Genomic DNA, 16957 nt, shown 5'->3' with positions numbered 1-16957 from the left:
TCCCCACCCTACGCAGCCCGCCCGCACCCCGCAGGCGACCCGCCCCGAAACCCCCGCCGCCCCTACGCCTCAGAGCCGACCGCGTCGGCATCGGACCGCGTGCGATCGAACTCCACCGCATCGGACTTCGCAGCCATGGCGCTCGCCGCATCCGACCGCGCGGGTTCGGAGCTCGCAGCGCCGGAGCGCGAGGCGTCCGGTTTCGCGGCGGCGGGACGCAGGAGCCAGCGGACGACCAGGCCGGCGACCAGGGCCCAGAAGGCGGCGCCGATGCCGAGGAGGGTGACGCCCGAGGCGGCTACCAGGAAGGTGAGGGCTGCGGAGAGGCGGTGGTCGGCGGGGGCGAGGGCGGCGGTCAGCGCGCCGGCGAGGGTGGCGATGAGGGCCAGGCCCGCAACGGTTTCCAGGACGCCCTTCGGGGCGGTGGCCACCAGGGTGACCAGGGCGCCGGAGGCCAGGGCCAGGACGAGGTAGGTCAAGCCGGCGGTGCTCGCGGCGATCCAGCGGCGTTTGGGATCCGGGTGCGCGGACGGCCCGGCCGAGAGGGCGGCGCTGATGGCGGCCAGGTTGATGGCGTGACCGCCCGCGGGGGCGCCGATGATGGTGCCGAGGCCGGTGACCGCCATGGCGGCGCGCCACGGCACCCGGTAGCCGAACGAGGCCATGACCGCCGTGCCCGGGATGTTCTGCGCGGCCATGGTGACGATATACAGCGGCACCGCCACGCCGATGATGGCCTGCCAACTCCAGTGCGGCACAGTCAATTCCACGCGCGGCACCATCGCGGCCACGTCCATGTGCCGGTGCGTGACGGCAATGTCGATGCCCGCACCCGCGGCCGCCACGGCGAAGGCGGCCAGTACCGCCCAGCGTGGTGCGAACTTCTGCAGCACCAGCCAAGTGACCACGGTCGGCACCACCACCGCGGGGCTCACCTGCAGCGCCTTGACGGGTGCGAGGCACATGGGCAGCAGTACGCCCGCCAGCATGGCCTGCGCGATCTCCACCGGAATCGCGGCGATGAGCGCGCCCAGCCGCTGCCAGAACCCGGTCAGCACGATCAGCAGTCCCGCGACCACGAAGGCGCCGACCGCGGCATGCCAGCCACCCGCCACCGCGCCCGTGCTCGCCAGCAGCGCGGCGCCGGGGGTGGACCAGGCCAGTGTGATCGGCATGCGGTAGCGCCGGCACAGCAGCAGCATGCCGACACCCTGTGTGACGCTCACCGCGAGCAGCCCCGAAGCCGCCTGTGCCGCAGTCGCTCCCATGGCGTTCAACCCCGCCAGTACCACCGCGAACGAGCTGGTGAATCCGACCAGGGCGGTGACGATGCCGGCCCCGATCGGCTGGCCGATGCCCGCCGTGGCCGGGCGCTCGGCGGCGGGACTGCTCGTGGTGCTCATCGGGTCATCGTCCCGGTCCAGTTGGCCCCGGGTCTGTGGCCAATCGCCCGAAACTGGCCTGAATTAATCGATTTCGGGCAGCCGCATCAATCGGCTTCGAGCAACTGAGCCGTGCGCGGACCCACGAACGACTGCATGACCAGGGACATATTCGTGCGTTCCACCCCCGGAATCTTCAGGATCGCGCCCGTCACCCGGTACAGATTGTCGGCGTCCTGCGCGACCACCCGGACCATCAGATCCGTGGGCCCGGTGGTGCCGCAGACCTCGGTGACCTCGGGGATCCGGGCCAGCTCGGCCACCACGGCATCCAGCCGATGCTGATCCACCACCACTGCAACGAATGCCGCCAGCGGATAGCCGATGGCCCGCGGGTCGACCCGGCGTTCGAAGCTGGCCAGCACCCCGTTCGCATCCCAGCGCGCCAATCTGGCCTGCACGGTATTGCGGGAGAGGCCCAGGCGCGCGGCCAGTTCCACGCCTGTCGCGCGGGGATTGGCCACCAGTTCCAGCAACAGCCTGGCATCGGTCGAGTCCAATGGCCCGTTCACGGGTTCCCTGCTGCTCACGAGGGGCAGTATGACACGCCCGACACCCCTTCTACCGCGCATTCTGCACAGTATGTCGCCAGATACTTGCGCAGATCGCTCGATGGAGGATGCTGGGTGATACAGGACACACCTGGTTGCTCACGGGACACGATCCCCCGGCGACGACGGTGTCCCCGGTGCTCAGGGAGGCGATACCCATGGCCGAGAAGAACACCTATCCGGTGCAACTCGTACAGCCCGACGGCCGCCGCGTACTCGACCGAGTGCACGCCCCGCTCGTCGCGGACGTCGATGCCGGGCGATTGCGCGCCATGTTCACCGATATGACCGTGGCCCGCCGCATCGATATCGAGGCCACCGCATTGCAACGACAGGGCCAGCTCGGATTGTGGCCGCCGCTGCTGGGCCAGGAGGCCGCGCAGATCGGTTCCGCCCACGCCCTGCACCCCGACGACTACGTTTTCTGCAGCTACCGCGAACACGGTGTCGCCTACTGCCGCGGGGTACCGCCCGAGCAGCTGACCACGCTCTGGCGCGGCGCCGCCCACTCCTGCTGGGACGCCGACGCCGTGCGGATGACCAATCCGGCGATCGTGGTGGGCGCCCAGGGATTACACGCCACCGGTTACGCCTACGCCGCCCATCTGGAGGGCGCCGAGATCGCCACCATCGCCTACTTCGGCGACGGGGCCACCAGTCAGGGCGATATCGCCGAGGCGCTCGGCTTCGCCGCGAGCTGGAGTGCGCCCGTGGTGTTCTTCTGCCAGAACAATCACTGGGCCATCAGCGCGCCGGTGCGGATCCAGAGCGTCACGCCGATCGCGCGCCGCGCCCTCGGTTACGGCATTCCGAGTGTCCAGGTCGACGGCAACGATGCTCTCGCCGTGCTGGCGGTGACCCGGCAGGCGCTGATCCGGGCGCGTTCCGGCGGCGGGCCCTCGTTCATCGAGGCCATCACCTACCGGATGGGCCCGCACACCACCGCCGACGATCCCACCCGCTACCGCGAGGCCGCCGAGCTCGAGCTCTGGCAGCGCCGCGATCCCATCGATCGGCTGCGCCGGTTGCTGGAACGGGAAGGCCTGTGGGACAGCGATTTCGAACAGGATGTGGTGATCCGCGCCGATGAGGTGGCGGCCCGGCTGCGCAGTGCCACACTCGGCATGCCGGATCCCGAACCCATGCGGCTGTTCGACCACGTCTACGCCACGCCACACCGGTTGATCGAGGAAGAGCGGCGCGAGTACGCGGCCTATCTGGAGCACGAGGCCCACCTGGAAGGAGCCCAATCATGAAGACGACATTCGCGGGCGCCATCAACTTCGGACTGCGCCGGGCGCTCGAGGACGATCCCAAGGTGGTGCTGATGGGTGAGGACATCGGCCGGCTGGGCGGCGTCTTCCGGGTGACCGACACACTGCAGAAGGATTTCGGGCACAACCGGGTCATCGACACGCCGCTGGCCGAATCCGGCATCATCGGAACGGCTTTCGGAATGGCGTTGCGCGGACTGCGGCCGGTATGTGAAATACAGTTCGACGGATTCGTGTATCCGGCATTCGACCAGATCGTGTGCCAGGTGGCCAAGATTCACTATCGGACACAGGGAAAGGTGGTCGCGCCGATCACCATTCGCATTCCGTTCGGCGGCGGCATCGGATCAGTAGAACACCATTCCGAATCGCCGGAAGCATATTTCGCGCATACGGCCGGTTTGCGGGTCGTGTCGCCGAGCAATCCGGCCGATGCGTATCTCATGATGCGGCAGGCCGTCGCACTCGACGATCCGGTCATCTACTTCGAGCCCAAGCGCCGCTACCGGGACCGGGACGACGTGGATTTCGACGCGCTGGACCGGGACGGCGGCCTGCCGCTGGACATGGCACGCGTCTGCACCAGCGGCGAGGACGCCACGGTGGTGGCGTACGGCGGGACCGTCGCCACCGCGCTGACCGCGGCCGATATCGCTGCCGCCGAAGGTCATTCGCTGGAGGTCATCGATCTGCGCAGCCTCTCGCCCATCGACTTCGACACCATCGAGGCGTCGGTGCGCAAGACCGGACGGCTCATCATCACCCATGAGGCGCCCGTATTCGGAGGATTGGGAGCGGAAATCGCGGCGCGCATCACCGAAAGGTGCTTCTATCAATTGGAAGCGCCGGTCATGCGGGTCGGCGGCTTCGACATCCCCTATCCCCCGGCTAAACTCGAAAAGCACCACCTGCCCGACCCCGACCGCATTCTCGCCGCGGTCGATCGCACGCTCGCAGCCTGACGGTCACTTTCGGAGGACGCTCGGTGGAAGATCAGCAGCACGTCATGGAATTCCGTTTGCCCGATCTCGGCGAGGGCCTGGTCGATGCCGAATTGGTGTCGTGGGCGGTGAAAGTCGGCGACACCGTGACACTGAACCAGACCATCGCCGAGGTCGAAACCGCGAAAGCTCAGGTGGCGCTGCCCTCCCCGTACGCGGGCACCGTGCTCGAGCTACTCGCGCAACCCGGCGAGACGGTGCCGGTGGGCGCACCCCTCATCCGGATCGGCACGGACGCCGGCGCCGGAGCGACGCCCGCCCAGCGGCAGGCCGTCCTCGTCGGCTACGGCCCGGACAACGAAACCGTGTCGCGGCGCGCCCGCGCGGCCGCCGCGAAGAACGACGCGGCCCGAGCCGCCGCGGACCCGGCCGCCGCCGGCCGGACCGGCACGGAACCGGACAACTCGGCCGCCCCCGGAAGCGCAGCGGCAGCGGATGAATCAACCGCCGCACGTCTCGCCGGGGAAAACACCGCGTCCGGAACTGCCGCGGGTGCGGCGGCCGCCTGGGGAACCAATGCGCCGGGCGGCGACACCACCGGTCGCGGGGCAGCCGTCGTGGGTACCGACCTGCCCGTACGCGGAATCGCCGGGGCGGCAGGTGATCTCGGGCGGCGACTGCCCGCACCGGCCGGACGGCCCGCCGCCACACCCGCCGCCCGGAAGCTGGCGCGCGAGATCGGCATCGATCTGGCGGCCGTGCTCGGCACCGGGCCCGACGGCGCCGTGACCCTGGAGGATCTGCACGGCGCGCAACGCGGATTCAGTACGCCGCGGGAACCACTGGCCGGGAGCGAGCACATCCCGATCCACACCGTGCCGCCGGTGACGCCGGTCGGGACGGCCCGGAGGACGCCGTCCGAACGCGAAACCCGTACGCCCATCGCGGGTATCCGCAAGCGGACCGCGGCGGCCATGGTGGCCAGCGCGCAGCACATTCCGCAGGCAAGCACGTTCGTGACCACCGATTTCACCGGGTCGATGGAGCTACTGGATCACCTGCGGGCCACCTCGTCGTTCCAGGGGCTGTCGCTCACGCCGCTGGCGCTGGTGGCCAAGGCGGCGCTGGTGGCGCTGCACGAGTTCCCGGAACTCAACTCGTATTGGGACGACGAGAATCAGCAGATCGTCGTCAAACACTACGTGAACCTGGGAATCGCGGTGGCCAGTGAGCGCGGGCTGCTGGTGCCGAATCTGAAGGAAGCGCAGACCATGAGCCTGCGCGACCTGTGCCTGGAGATCAGCCGGGCCGCGGGCACGGCACGCTCGGGCACGGCCACGCCGGCCGATCTGACCGGCGGCACGTTCACCATCAGCAATGTGGGCGTGTTCGGCGTGGATGCCGGTGTGCCGATGGTGAATCCGGGCGAAGCAGCCATCCTGTGCCTGGGTTCGATCCGCAAGCGGCCCTGGGTGCATCGCGACGAACTCGCGGTGCGCTGGGTGACCATGCTGGGCATGAGCTTCGATCACCGGCTGATCGACGGGGAGCAGGGGTCCCGGTTCCTCGCGAGTGTGGCTGCGCTGCTGGAGGATCCGATGATCCTGCTCGGGAAGGTCTAGCCCTCGACGGGGACTACCACCAGCGGTTCGGCGGCGGCGCGGATGACGGCCGGGATCGGGATCGGCTTGCGGGTCTCGTTGTCGACGTAGACGTGGACGAAGGTGCCGGTGGCGGCCAGTTGCAGGTCGTCACCGGCGTCCCGGAAGATGGCGAGCTCATAGCTGATGCTCGATCTGCCGAGACGCTTGATGCGGATACCGACCTTCAGCATGTCCGGGAAGCTCAGTGAGTCCAGGAACTTGCAGGACGTCTCCGCGACGATCCCGATGGCGGGCAGATCCCGGATGTCCGTGCCGGACGCATGAATCAGCCAGCCGTTGACTGCGGTATCGAAAAAACTGTAATACGCCACGTTGTTCACGTGACCGTAGTGGTCGTTGTCGGCCCAGCGCGTCGGTACGGGCCACAGCACCGGATATCCCTGATCCTCACTCACAAGCCCGACCATATCGGGCAGCCGTCTCAGGCGGTGCGCTGGTCGGCGTTGCGGTGATCGCGCGGGCTGAGGCCGTAGTGGCGTTTGAAGGCCGTGCTCAGGGCGAAGGCGCTGCCGTAACCGACGCGGCGGGCGATGGCCTCCAGGGTGGCGTCGGATTCGTGCAGCAGGTCGGCGGCCAGCGCCAGCCGCCAATCGGTGAGGAAGGACATGGGCGGCTCGCCGACCAGTTCGGTGAAACGCCTGGCCAGCGCGGCGCGGGACACGCCGACCTCGGCGGCCAGGGAAGCCACCGTCCAGGCGTGCGCCGGATTGTGCTGCATGAGCCGCAGCGCCCGGCCCACCAGCGGATCGGCGTAGGCGTGATACCAGGCCGGGGCATCCTCCCGGGAGAACCAGGCCCGCAGGGTCGCGATGAGCAGCAGGTCGAGCAGGCGGTCCAGCATGACGCCCTGCGCGGGCAGATCCTTGGCGGCCTCCTCCACCAGCAGATCCAGTACGCGCGAATCGATTTCGCCGCGACCGAGCACGGCGATCGGGGGTAGCGCGCGGAGCAGGCGGCGGCTGGCGGCCGATTCGTGCTCGTAGGTGCCGGTCACCAGGACGGTGTCGGCATCGGCATTGGTGCCCCAGTTCCGGACGCCGAGACTCAGTGTCTCGCACAGCACTTCACCGTCGGGGGTGGTGGTGACCTGGCCGGGATGGATGATGGCCTGCGGCGCCGTGCCCGGATCGTCCGCAATGGTGTAGTGGTCGGGGCCGCGGAACACCGCGATATCGCCGCCCCGCAACTGCCGTGGCGCAACCGGCTTGCCGCCCTTGGGGTCCGGCACGATCCAGCCGCCGCCGCGCGCCACGGCGACCAGGGTCAGTGGCGCCTCGTCGCGAATGCGGAGCGACCACGGTGGGTCGAACGACGAGCGCATGACGAACGCCGCCCGTGCTCGTGGTCCTTCGAGCAGGCTGGCCAACGCATCCATAACAAAGACGATGGCAAATGCCCGGGCGCTTCTCAACCATGTTCGATCACGAGCCCGGCGGGTGTACTTGGTTCATGACCACGAAAGACATTGCTACCAGCGCAAACACTGTTCTCGTCCTCGGCGCCACCGGAAAGACCGGGAGCCGCGTCGCCGCCCGGCTGACCGCGCGTGGCGTGTCCGTGCGGCCCGGCTCGCGGACCGCGGCCGTCCCCTTCGACTGGACCGACCGCGGCACCTGGGCGGCGGCGCTCGCCGGCGTCGACGCCGTCTACCTCGCCTACCAGCCGGATCTGGCGGTGCCCGGCGCGCCCGCCGATATTCAGGCGTTCACCGCGCTCGCCAAGGTGTCCGGGGTGCGGCGGCTGGTGCTGCTGTCCGGGCGCGGCGAGCCGGAGGCGCTGGAATGCGAAGCGATCGTGCGGGATTCGGGCCTGCAGTGGACCGTCGTGCGCTGCTCCTGGTTCGCCCAGAATTTCGACGAGGGCGCCTTCGCCGACTACATCCTGGCCGGTGAGGTGGCGCTGCCGGCGGGCGACGTGCCCGAACCCTTCGTGGATGTCGACGATATCGCCGATGTCGCGGTGGCGGCGCTCACCGAGCAGCGGCACGGCGAGCAGATCTACGAGCTGACCGGGCCGCGCGCCCTCACCTTCGCCGAGGCGGTCGGGGCGATCGCGGCGGCGACGGGGCGGGAGATCGCGTACATTCCCGTGCCGCGAACGGCTTTCGCGGCGGCGCTGACCTCGTACGGGGTGCCCGCCGATGAGATCAGCCTGCTGGACTACCTGTTCGGCACTGTGCTGGACGGGCGCAATTCGGCCACCACCGACGGGGTGCGGCGGGCGCTCGGGCGGGCGCCGCGGGATTTCGCCGACTATGCCCGCGCGGTGGCGAATTCCGGGGCCTGGGCGGTCCCGGCGCAGACGTAACCTGTCGGTACCCGGGAATACACTGGAAGACGAAAAAGGTTGTACTACAGACGATTCGGATCTCGGTCCGCCATGCCGACGCTGTCGTGACGGGCCGGGGGAACGCGGAGCTGCCGGGACCGCCCGGTAGCGTCGTATCGATGGCCGCTACGACGCTCGCTCCGCGTACCCGACGCGCCCGTGCCGCCTTGTTCGCAGTGTTCGGACTGAACGGGATGCTGGCCGCCGTCTGGATCGTCCACATTCCGGCCGTCACCGGACGGACCGGGACCTCGCACACCACGCTGGGCATGCTCATCCTGCTCATGGCAGGGTGCGCCATCGTCGGCATGCAGGCCGCCGGTCCGCTGGCCGACCGTTTCGGCAGCCGCGCCCTCACCACCGCTGCCGCCCTCGAACTCTCCCTCGCCCTGCTGGGCCCCGCCTTCGCCGATTCCACCGCCACTCTCGCACTGGCCCTGGCCGCCTTCGGTTTCGGCAACGGCGCCCTCGACGTCTCCATGAATGCCCAGGCCGTCCACGTCGAACGCGCCTACCCCCGCCCCATCATGTCCGCCTTCCACGCCTTCTTCTCCTGCGGCGGCTTCCTCGGCTCCGCGGCCGGCGCCGCCACCCAGCAGCTCGGCTGGACCACCCACCTCACCCTCCCCCTCTTCGCCGCCCTCGGCCTCACCATCACCGCCTTCGCCACGCCCCGGCTCCTCCCGCACGCCGGATCCGAAGCCCGGAAGGCGCATTCGTCACCGCCGCCCGCACCGGAGCCGGCGCCGGACAACGCGGAAGAGCGAGTCACCGGGGCCGGGACCGCCGACACCGGCACCGCCCACGAAGGTGGCGGGCGCGTCGATGCGCTACTCCGGCGACGGCCACGCACCGATGGCCGGGAGCGGAGCATCTCGCGGAAAGTACTGGCGCTCGGGGGGATTGCGTTCGCGTTGCTGATGGCCGAAGGGGTGGCGGCGGATTGGAGTGCGCTGCAGTTGCGGGATCGGCTGGATGTCGGGGTCGCCACGGCCGGGCTCGCGTATGCGGGGTTCTCACTCACCATGACGGCCGGGCGGTTCTGCGCGGATCGGGTTAGCGGGCGAGTCGGGCGGGTGGCCGTGGTGCGCTGGGGAACGGCGCTGGCGGCAATGGGTTTCGCGCTCGTCGTATCCAGTGGGTGGCTGCCGCTGACGCTGGCGGGGTGGGCCTTGTGCGGGATCGGGTTGTCCGGTTGTGTGCCGCAGGTGTTCTCGGCCGCGGGGAATCTGGGGTCGGCGGCGCATGCGACGGATATGTCGCGGGTGTTCGGGCTCGGCTATGTCGGGCTGCTCGCGGGGCCGGCCATCATCGGCTGGATCAACAAGCTGGTGCCGCTCACCACGGCCATGCTGGTGCCGCTGGCGGCAATGGTGTTGTGCGCCATCGGCGCTCGCGCGGTGGGCGCGGCTACGGCCGGGCAGCGCCGGGTCGCGGCGGCGGACGGGTGATCAGCGCCGGGGGCGGTCGCGGGCGGTCGCGCCGTCGTCGCCGGTGACCTCGGCGTGATCGAGGAACGCGTCGACCATGCGGTGATTGAGGACGGCGAGGGCCTTCAGGTCTTCGGAAGTCCAGTCGGAGAGGGCCTCTCGCATCCAGCCGCGCAGCACGTCCCGGACGGCGTCCACGGCGCGGCGGCCCTCGACGGTGGGACTGACGCGCTGGGCGCGGCGATCGGCGGGGTCGGGGACGCGTTCGATGTAGCCCGCGCGTTCCAGGCGCTGGATCTGGCGGCTCACGTGCGGGGCCTCCACATCCAGGCGGGTGGCCAGTTCGCCGAGGCGTAGCGGTTCCGGGGAATCGGCCAGCAGCCGCATGAGCGGAACACTTGCCCGATCCATCTGGACCCCGCATTGGGTCAGTGCCTGTTCGTGGCGGCGGACGCGGGTCAGCAGGTACGCGACCCGGGCCAGCGCGCGCTCCAGTTCCACGATATGACCTGCGTCCACTGGACTGGCTGGGGTGGATTCCGGATGCGGCATGTGGTTATCTTACGAAACCCATTTACTTAATTTTGGTAAGTAAACCAAAGAGGATTGCCAGCATGACTACGACCGCAAGCGGTCAGGTCTCCACCAGCAAGACGGACGACCGCCCCCAGGCCCATCTCGGCCTGACCCTGCTCGCCCTGTCCGCGGCCGGTCTGGTCGTATCACTGCAGCAGACAGTGGTGATCCCGCTGCTGCCGCGGATGATCGTCCAGCTGCACACCGACGTCTCCGGTGTCACCTGGCTGTTCACCGCCGCGCTGCTCACCGGCGCGGTCTTCACTCCTCTGCTGTCCCGCTTCGGCGATATGTACGGCAAGAAGCCGATGGTCATGGTCGCCATGACCGTCCTCATCATCGGCTCGGTGGTCTGCGCCCTCGCCGACACGCTCGGCGTCTACATCATCGGCCGCTCGCTGCAGGGCATCTCCTCGGCCATGATTCCCTTGGCCATCGGCATGATTCGCGATACCTTCCCGCGCGAACGACTGGTCAGCGCCATCGGCATCGTCTCCGGCACCATGGGCGTCGGCGGCACCGTCGGCCTGCTCATCACCGGCGTCATCGCCAACCACACCACCGATCCGCACCCGGTGTTCTGGATGACCGCGGGCCTCGGCGTGGTCGCGGTCGTGCTGATCCAGTTCAGCGCCAAGAACAATGGCGTGCGGCACGGCGGCAAGCCCGACTACCTCGGCGCGGCGCTGCTGGCCGGACTGCTGATCTGCCTGCTGCTCGGCATCAGCGAAGGTCCGCGCTGGGGCTGGGGCTCCGGCTCGGTCATCGGACTGTTCGCCGGCGCCGTCGCGCTCGCGGTCATCTGGGTATTGGTGGAGCTCAAGGTCGCTCAGCCGCTGGTGCGGCTGCAGCTGCTGGTCGGGCCGCAGTCGCTGTCCGCCAATATCGCCTCCGCGACCCTCGGATTCGCGCTGTTCGGATCGTTCACGCTGATCTCGAATTTCATCCAGACGCCCTCGGACAAGGTCGGATACGGGCTCTCCGGGTCGGTGCTCTCGGTGGGGCTGTACGGCATTCCGAGCGCCGTGCTCATGACGTTCTTCTCGTTCAATACCGGCAGGATCGCGGCCAAGATCGGGCCCGCCTACACGCTGGCCATCGGGTCGCTCTTCGCGGGACTCTCCATGGGGTGGCTGACCTTCTCGCATGATCACGGCTACGACATGATCATCGCGAACATCCTGCAGGGCACCGGTTTCGGCATCGCGTACGCGGCGCTGGGCACCCTGGCCGTGCAGCATGTGCCGATGAGCGAATCCGGCATCGCCTCCGGCATCAACTCGCTGGTGCGTACGGCCGGCGGCAGTATCGCGGGCGCCATCACCGCGTCGATCCTGTCGGCGCACGTCATCGCGCACACTCAGGTGCCGACCGTGAACGCCTACGTGGCGAGTTTCGCGGTGCTGGCCGTCGGCGCATTCGTCGCCGCGGCTGTCGCGCTGGGACACGGCCTGCGCCACAACGGGAAATAAGAACTAGGTCAGCAGCACTGGGCCCTCACCGTCGACCAGTACGACATGGTCGTCGGTGAGGGCCCAGTGCGGAATACCCTCGGCGGTGAACCGGCGCACCAGCTTCCGGGACAAGCCCTCCGGGTCGGTGGGTGAGTCGAGGTGGGGAACTATGCGCTTGTCGACCAGCCCCAGTCCGTCCCAGCGGGGTTCGATACCGCAGGCGGTGCGGACCTCGGCGGGGTCGTCGGCGGACTCGAGACCGTGCAGGTCGGGGGTCATGACGCAGGCGCCGGCACTGTAACCGGCGTAGACCAGGGCGTCGTCGGCCAGCAGCCGCCGCAGGGCGAGATCGGCTCCGCTGCGGGCCATTTGAGCGCGCAGCACGAAGGTATTGCCGCCGCGGACCCAGATCAGCGGGTATGCGGCGAGGGCCCGCTCCACCTCGGCGGGACGGCCGAGGTAATCCCGCAGGTCCAGCACCTCCGGCTGGAAACCCGCGCGGCGCAAGGGATACAGGTCGCTGGTGACGGCGCTCTGCCAGGCGGCGGGCCAGGCATCGCAGGCATTGGCGATGACGGCGACCCGGCCGGGCTCGCCCACCAGGTCCAGTAATCGCTGCTGGTGGGCGCCGAATCGGTAGCTGGACAGGAAGAGTCGCACCGGCGTCAGAGGGTGAAGGCCAGGCTGTGGGCCAGGCGTTCACCGAGGTCGAAGTCGCCGCTGACCGCGTACTTCCACCTCGACGCCGCGAACAGGGTGCGCCCGCCGCAGAACCGCGCGAAGAGGCGGGAGTCCAGGGTCAGGGTGGTATCGGCGGGACCGTCCAGGGTTTCGACCAGGTTCGCGCGCTTGCCCGTCACGGCGATGTGCAGGGTCCGTGGGACCGGACCGGTCAGCTCGATGGTCAGGGCCGAACCGTCCAGTGCGCCCGCGCCTTTCACCGCGCTGCGGCCCAGTCCGGTCAGCAGTTCCGGGAACCCCGCCGCCGCGCGCGGGCCGCCTTCGTCGACGGAGACGCCCAAGCCGTCGGCGATATCGTGCTCGTGCATCCAGCAATCGAAGAGCCGGATGCGCATGAACCGGCCGTAGGAGGCCATACCGACGGGGGTCGGTACTTCCTCGGCCCAGCTCTCCGGGCTGATCTCGGCCAGCGCCTTCGCGCGCCTCGCGGTCACCTCGCGGAAGCGTTCCAGCAGCTGCTGTCCGGTGAGCGGGCGCAGCGATTCGATCCACTTCTCGTTCAGGGTGCCGACGTCGTTGCGGATGTGTTCGCCTGTCACGTCCTGGTCCGGCGTGGGCTCACCGAGCAGGATGGATTCGGTGCCGATGATGTGGGCGAGCACGTCGAAGACGGTCCAGCCAGGCAGCGCCGACGGTGTCCGCCAGGCTGTTTCGTCCAGTCCGTCCACCAGCCGGGCCAGGGCGTCCCACTGGTCGGTCAAGGTGGCAACGAGATGCGCGCGGTCCGGCACGGTGTCGGTCATGCGTGGGTTCCCTTCAATTCGGACGGCCTTGTCTGCTCAGACGGCCTTGTCTTCGGCGGCGAGGCGGTCCAGGCCGGCGCGCAGGGCGGCCGCGGTGGATTCCCGGTCGTGCGGCCGGCGCAGCACGAAACCCTTGGCGAAGATCAGGGTGTCGCCGCGATGCCGCGGGATGACGTGCAGGTGTACGTGATGCACGGTCTGGAAGGCGGCCTTGCCGTCGTTGAGCAACAGGTTGGCGGCATCGGCGCCGAGGTCGCCGCGGCGCACGGCCTTGGCGAGGCGATGCCCGAACGCGAAGACGTGGGCGGCGAGCGCGGGATCGAGCTCGTCGAGATCGCTCGCATGCTGTTTGGGGATGACCAGGGTGTGTCCCCTGGTGATGGGCCGGACGTCCAGGAACGCCAACAGGGTGTCGTCCTCGTAGATCTTGGTCGCGGGCGCGCGGCCCGCCACGATCTCGCAGAAGATACAGCCACTCACAGGGCAGAGGTTACGGTGTAAAGGTGATGCGCGACACCCCCGGCGCACGCTTCGGCCGCCTCAACTGGGCACTCACCCACCGGTAGGTAGCCCACTCGATCGTTCGTACTTGTCGCCGATAAGAGTGCCGCCGAGCATGGAGTTGTCCGGATTTCTCGCCACACCATGTGACGCCTGTCTCCGCTACGCTCACCGCGAACCGGGTACAGTTGCGAGAATTCTCACGAACTTACCCAAAAGTAAGTTCAGCCCACCGTTGGACCGGTGACACGGCCCATCATGGCAACAGGGTGGCCTGGGCTCACCACGAGAAGGAAGTTTGACAAGTGGACACAACGCAGAGCGCACAGACGGCTGCGCCCCGCGGCGCTGATTCGAGCGTTCCACGCAGCGCGCGCGTCGGCGTGGTTCGCGAGACCAACGCGGACGAACGACGTGTCGCATTGGTGCCGAAGATCATTCCCTCGCTGCTGAAGCAGGGCGTGGAAGTGATCGTCGAGGCCGGTGCCGGTCTGGGCGCATTGATTCCCGACGATGCCTACACCGACGCGGGCGCGACCATCGGAGACCCGTGGAGCGCCGACGTCGTGGTCAAGGTGGCCGCACCCAATGATGCCGAAATCGCCAAACTGTCCGCCGGGCAGACGCTGATCGGCTTCCTCGCCCCGCGCAATGCCGACACCAAGATCGGCGCGCTGAAAGCCGCGGGCGTACAAGCCTTTGCGGTGGAAGCGATCCCGCGCATCTCCCGCGCCCAGGTCATGGACGCGCTCTCCTCCCAGGCCAACGTCGCCGGCTACAAGGCCGTGCTGCTGGCCGCCTCCGAATCCACCCGCTTCTTCCCCATGCTCACCACCGCCGCCGGCACCGTGAAACCCGCCACCGTGCTGGTCCTCGGCGTGGGCGTCGCCGGGCTGCAGGCCCTCGCCACCGCCAAACGACTCGGCGGGCGCACCACCGGCTACGACGTCCGCCCCGAGGTCGCCGACCAGGTGCGTTCGGTCGGTGCGCAATGGCTGGACCTGGGCATCGACGCCGCCGGTGAAGGCGGCTACGCCCGCGAACTCACCGAAGACGAACGCGCCCAGCAGCAGCAGGCCCTGGAGAACGCTATCAAGGGGTTCGACGTGGTCATCACCACCGCGCTGGTGCCCGGGCGGCCCGCGCCGCGGCTCGTCACGGCCGCCGCCGTGGAGGGCATGAAGCCCGGTTCCGTGATCGTGGACATGGCCGGTGAGACCGGCGGTAACTGCGAGCTCACCGAACCCGGCAAAACCATTGTGCGCCACGGGGTCACCATCGCCTCACCACTGAACCTACCCGCGACCATGCCGGAACACGCCTCCGAGCTGTACTCCAAGAACATCTCGGCCCTGCTCGAACTCATGCTGAAAGACGGTGCGCTGGCGCCCGATTTCGAGGATCAGGTGCTGGCGGACTCCTGCGTGACGCGCGAGAAGACCGAACCCGAGGTGAAAGCCTGATGTACACCCAACTCCTCGCGAACATCGCGATCCTGGTGCTGTCCGGATTCGTCGGCTTCGCCGTCATCTCCAAGGTGCCCAACACCCTGCACACCCCACTCATGTCCGGCACCAACGCCATTCACGGCATCGTGGTGCTCGGCGCGCTGGTCGTGTTCGGCAAGGTCGAGCACCCGTCCGTGCTCATGCAGATCATCCTGTTCATCGCGGTGGTGTTCGGAACCCTGAACGTCATCGGCGGTTTCGTCGTCACCGACCGCATGCTCGGCATGTTCAAGTCGAAGAAGCCTGCCGCGCAGGAGAAGAGCACTGTGAAGGCGGGCGAGTAACCGATGGACAATCTGGTCAACGTTCTCTACATCCTTGCCTTCGCACTGTTCATCTACGGTCTGATGGGCCTGACCGGGCCCAAGACCGCGGTGCGCGGCAACTGGATCGCGGCCACCGGCATGGTGATCGCGGTCGTCGCGACGCTCATCTCCATCCGCAATACCAACAACTGGATCCTCATCGTCGCCGGCCTCGTCGTCGGTGTGCTGCTGGGCGTGCCACCCGCCAAGTTCACCAAGATGACGGCCATGCCGCAGCTCGTCGCCGCGTTCAACGGCGTCGGCGGTGGCACCGTGGCACTCATCGCCTGGGCGGAATTCGATGAGACCACCGGGTTCTCGAAGTTCACCCACGGGGAATCCCCCACCGTGCACATCACGATCGCCTCGCTGTTCGCGGCGATCATCGGCTCGATCTCCTTCTGGGGCTCGGTCATCGCCTTCGGCAAACTGCAGGAGATCCTGCCCGGCAAGCCGATCACCCTGGGCCGATTGCAGCAGCCGCTGAACCTGCTGCTGTTCGCGGGTGCGGTCGCCGCGGCCGTGGTCATCGGTATCGGCGCCATGAACGGCGGGGTGCCGCAGTACTGGATGATCGCGGTGCTGGTGCTGGCCGGTGTACTCGGCCTCATGGTGGTGCTGCCGATCGGTGGCGCCGATATGCCGGTCGTCATCTCGCTGCTCAACGCGCTCACCGGTTTGTCCGCCGCCGCAGCGGGTCTCGCGCTGAACAACACCGCCATGATCGTGGCGGGCATGATCGTCGGCGCATCCGGCACGATTCTGACCAACCTGATGGCCAAGGCCATGAACCGGTCCATCCCCGCCATCGTCGCGGGCGGATTCGGTGGCGGCGGAACGGCTCCCGGCGCCTCCGGCGACGGCGAGCAGAAGCAGGCCAAGGCCACCTCCGCGGCCGATGCCGCGATCCAGATGGCCTACGCCAACCAGGTCATCGTGGTGCCCGGCTACGGTATGGCCGTCGCGCAGGCCCAGCACGCGGTCAAGGAGATGGCGGCGCTGCTCGAGGCCAAGGGGGTCGAGGTCAAGTACGCCATCCACCCGGTCGCCGGTCGCATGCCCGGGCACATGAACGTGCTGCTGGCCGAGGCCGAAGTGTCGTACGACGCCATGAAGGAAATGGACGACATCAACGGCGAATTCGCCCGCACCGATGTCGCCCTGGTCATCGGCGCCAACGATGTCACCAACCCGGCCGCCCGCGAGGACGCGTCCTCGCCGATCTACGGCATGCCGGTGCTGAACGTCGATCAGGCCCGGTCGGTCATCGTGCTCAAGCGGTCGATGAACTCCGGCTTCGCCGGCATCGACAACCCGCTGTTCTACGCCGACCACACCTCCATGCTGTTCGGCGACGCCAAGAAGTCCGTCGGTGCGGTCACCGAGGAGCTCAAGGCCCTGTAAGCAACTGCAGGACAGGCGAATCGGCCCGTACCCAGGGGTGCGGGCCGATTCTCTCCGCCAATTATTGACCTACAGGTCCAAAACTTGTACGGTTG

The 16957-nt window shown here is 68.5% G+C and carries 17 protein-coding genes; 9 read left to right on the top strand and 8 right to left on the bottom strand.

From position 1 onward, the window contains the following. Positions 1 to 62 precede the first annotated feature (62 nt). Together ACIP5Y_RS44600 and ACIP5Y_RS44595 are read right to left on the bottom strand one after the other, a co-directional pair. On the bottom strand, positions 63 to 1403 hold the full coding sequence (locus tag ACIP5Y_RS44600; protein WP_400359690.1) for a benzoate/H(+) symporter BenE family transporter: 1341 nt from the start codon (positions 1401 to 1403) through the stop codon (positions 63 to 65). Between the two features lie 86 nt (positions 1404 to 1489). Continuing rightward, entirely contained in the window at positions 1490 to 1972 is a 483-nt protein-coding gene (locus ACIP5Y_RS44595; protein ID WP_400359688.1) for an Lrp/AsnC family transcriptional regulator, read from the bottom strand. Positions 1973 to 2151: 179 nt separating this feature from the next. Between ACIP5Y_RS44595 and pdhA the strand changes: the two genes are divergently transcribed. Genes pdhA through ACIP5Y_RS44580 form a run of 3 tightly spaced genes read left to right on the top strand, consistent with a single transcriptional unit; the run spans position 2152 to position 5830 of the window. After that, positions 2152 to 3249, top strand: coding sequence for a pyruvate dehydrogenase (acetyl-transferring) E1 component subunit alpha (gene pdhA, locus ACIP5Y_RS44590; protein ID WP_400359687.1), 1098 nt, complete (start codon positions 2152 to 2154; stop codon positions 3247 to 3249). Next, positions 3246 to 4229 (top strand): alpha-ketoacid dehydrogenase subunit beta, encoded by a 984-nt coding sequence (locus ACIP5Y_RS44585; RefSeq protein ID WP_400359686.1) that lies wholly within the window; start codon positions 3246 to 3248, stop codon positions 4227 to 4229. Before pdhA ends, ACIP5Y_RS44585 begins: the two co-directional genes overlap by 4 nt. A 44-nt stretch (positions 4230 to 4273) precedes the next feature. Further along, complete coding sequence (locus ACIP5Y_RS44580; protein WP_400359805.1) at positions 4274 to 5830, top strand: dihydrolipoamide acetyltransferase family protein; 1557 nt, start codon at positions 4274 to 4276, stop codon at positions 5828 to 5830. Here the strand turns inward: ACIP5Y_RS44580 and ACIP5Y_RS44575 are convergent. Beyond that, a complete protein-coding gene (locus ACIP5Y_RS44575; RefSeq protein ID WP_400359684.1) occupies positions 5827 to 6279 on the bottom strand; it encodes an acyl-CoA thioesterase in 453 nt (150 codons plus the stop codon). The two genes, ACIP5Y_RS44580 and ACIP5Y_RS44575, sit on opposite strands and share 4 nt — an antisense overlap. A 14-nt stretch (positions 6280 to 6293) precedes the next feature. Continuing rightward, a complete protein-coding gene (locus ACIP5Y_RS44570) occupies positions 6294 to 7247 on the bottom strand; it encodes a cupin domain-containing protein (RefSeq protein ID WP_400359682.1) in 954 nt (317 codons plus the stop codon). A gap of 74 nt (positions 7248 to 7321) precedes the next feature. Between ACIP5Y_RS44570 and ACIP5Y_RS44565 the strand changes: the two genes are divergently transcribed. Together ACIP5Y_RS44565 and ACIP5Y_RS44560 are read left to right on the top strand one after the other, a co-directional pair. Continuing rightward, complete coding sequence (locus ACIP5Y_RS44565; RefSeq protein ID WP_400359680.1) at positions 7322 to 8179, top strand: NAD(P)H-binding protein; 858 nt, start codon at positions 7322 to 7324, stop codon at positions 8177 to 8179. Positions 8180 to 8319: 140 nt separating this feature from the next. Continuing rightward, positions 8320 to 9651: an MFS transporter gene (locus tag ACIP5Y_RS44560; protein WP_400359679.1), complete on the top strand. Its 1332-nt coding sequence runs from the start codon at positions 8320 to 8322 to the stop codon at positions 9649 to 9651. Here the strand turns inward: ACIP5Y_RS44560 and ACIP5Y_RS44555 are convergent, their stop codons facing one another. Next, a complete protein-coding gene (locus tag ACIP5Y_RS44555; protein WP_400359677.1) occupies positions 9652 to 10182 on the bottom strand; it encodes a MarR family winged helix-turn-helix transcriptional regulator in 531 nt (176 codons plus the stop codon). 62 nt (positions 10183 to 10244) lie between these two features. Here ACIP5Y_RS44555 and ACIP5Y_RS44550 point away from each other — a divergent pair, with 62 nt between their 5' ends. Then, positions 10245 to 11678, top strand: coding sequence for an MFS transporter (locus tag ACIP5Y_RS44550; RefSeq protein ID WP_400359675.1), 1434 nt, complete (start codon positions 10245 to 10247; stop codon positions 11676 to 11678). Positions 11679 to 11681: 3 nt separating this feature from the next. On the opposite strand, the gene ACIP5Y_RS44545 is transcribed toward ACIP5Y_RS44550, so the two are convergent. Genes ACIP5Y_RS44545 through ACIP5Y_RS44535 form a run of 3 tightly spaced genes read right to left on the bottom strand, consistent with a single transcriptional unit; the run spans position 11682 to position 13624 of the window. Then, complete coding sequence (locus ACIP5Y_RS44545; protein WP_400359673.1) at positions 11682 to 12320, bottom strand: Type 1 glutamine amidotransferase-like domain-containing protein; 639 nt, start codon at positions 12318 to 12320, stop codon at positions 11682 to 11684. 5 nt (positions 12321 to 12325) lie between these two features. Further along, complete coding sequence (locus ACIP5Y_RS44540) at positions 12326 to 13144, bottom strand: maleylpyruvate isomerase family mycothiol-dependent enzyme (RefSeq protein ID WP_400359672.1); 819 nt, start codon at positions 13142 to 13144, stop codon at positions 12326 to 12328. A 36-nt stretch (positions 13145 to 13180) separates the two neighbouring features. Further along, complete coding sequence (locus ACIP5Y_RS44535) at positions 13181 to 13624, bottom strand: HIT family protein (protein WP_397006969.1); 444 nt, start codon at positions 13622 to 13624, stop codon at positions 13181 to 13183. Positions 13625 to 13950: 326 nt separating this feature from the next. On the opposite strand from ACIP5Y_RS44535, the gene ACIP5Y_RS44530 reads away from it, so the two are divergent. Genes ACIP5Y_RS44530 through ACIP5Y_RS44520 form a run of 3 tightly spaced genes read left to right on the top strand, consistent with a single transcriptional unit; the run spans position 13951 to position 16862 of the window. Continuing rightward, positions 13951 to 15108, top strand: coding sequence for a Re/Si-specific NAD(P)(+) transhydrogenase subunit alpha (locus ACIP5Y_RS44530; protein WP_400359670.1), 1158 nt, complete (start codon positions 13951 to 13953; stop codon positions 15106 to 15108). Then, positions 15108 to 15437, top strand: coding sequence for an NAD(P) transhydrogenase subunit alpha (locus ACIP5Y_RS44525; RefSeq protein ID WP_400359668.1), 330 nt, complete (start codon positions 15108 to 15110; stop codon positions 15435 to 15437). The genes ACIP5Y_RS44530 and ACIP5Y_RS44525 overlap by 1 nt, the downstream gene beginning before the upstream one ends. A 3-nt stretch (positions 15438 to 15440) precedes the next feature. Further along, a complete protein-coding gene (locus tag ACIP5Y_RS44520) occupies positions 15441 to 16862 on the top strand; it encodes an NAD(P)(+) transhydrogenase (Re/Si-specific) subunit beta (protein ID WP_400359666.1) in 1422 nt (473 codons plus the stop codon). Positions 16863 to 16957 lie beyond the last annotated feature (95 nt).

Origin of the sequence: Nocardia sp. NPDC088792 (assembly GCF_044750615.1) — a bacterium.
GTDB lineage: Bacteria > Actinomycetota > Actinomycetes > Mycobacteriales > Mycobacteriaceae > Nocardia.
The sequence above is the reverse complement of the archived record's forward strand: the minus strand, read 5'-3'. Positions and strand labels throughout refer to the sequence as shown.

Excerpts from the sequence above, each read along its gene's own strand:
- ACIP5Y_RS44540 (WP_400359672.1), bottom strand. The coding sequence starts at position 13,144 with ATGACCGACACCGTGCCGGACCGCGCGCATCTCGTTGCCACCTTGACC.
- ACIP5Y_RS44555 (WP_400359677.1), bottom strand. The coding sequence starts at position 10,182 with ATGCCGCATCCGGAATCCACCCCAGCCAGTCCAGTGGACGCAGGTCAT.
- pdhA (WP_400359687.1), top strand. The coding sequence starts at position 2,152 with ATGGCCGAGAAGAACACCTATCCGGTGCAACTCGTACAGCCCGACGGC.
- ACIP5Y_RS44525 (WP_400359668.1), top strand. The coding sequence starts at position 15,108 with ATGTACACCCAACTCCTCGCGAACATCGCGATCCTGGTGCTGTCCGGA.
- ACIP5Y_RS44560 (WP_400359679.1), top strand. The coding sequence starts at position 8,320 with ATGGCCGCTACGACGCTCGCTCCGCGTACCCGACGCGCCCGTGCCGCC.
- ACIP5Y_RS44570 (WP_400359682.1), bottom strand. The coding sequence starts at position 7,247 with ATGGATGCGTTGGCCAGCCTGCTCGAAGGACCACGAGCACGGGCGGCG.
- ACIP5Y_RS44575 (WP_400359684.1), bottom strand. The coding sequence starts at position 6,279 with ATGGTCGGGCTTGTGAGTGAGGATCAGGGATATCCGGTGCTGTGGCCC.
- ACIP5Y_RS44585 (WP_400359686.1), top strand. The coding sequence starts at position 3,246 with ATGAAGACGACATTCGCGGGCGCCATCAACTTCGGACTGCGCCGGGCG.
- ACIP5Y_RS44550 (WP_400359675.1), top strand. The coding sequence starts at position 10,245 with ATGACTACGACCGCAAGCGGTCAGGTCTCCACCAGCAAGACGGACGAC.
- ACIP5Y_RS44580 (WP_400359805.1), top strand. The coding sequence starts at position 4,274 with ATGGAATTCCGTTTGCCCGATCTCGGCGAGGGCCTGGTCGATGCCGAA.
- ACIP5Y_RS44520 (WP_400359666.1), top strand. The coding sequence starts at position 15,441 with ATGGACAATCTGGTCAACGTTCTCTACATCCTTGCCTTCGCACTGTTC.
- ACIP5Y_RS44565 (WP_400359680.1), top strand. The coding sequence starts at position 7,322 with ATGACCACGAAAGACATTGCTACCAGCGCAAACACTGTTCTCGTCCTC.
- ACIP5Y_RS44600 (WP_400359690.1), bottom strand. The coding sequence starts at position 1,403 with ATGAGCACCACGAGCAGTCCCGCCGCCGAGCGCCCGGCCACGGCGGGC.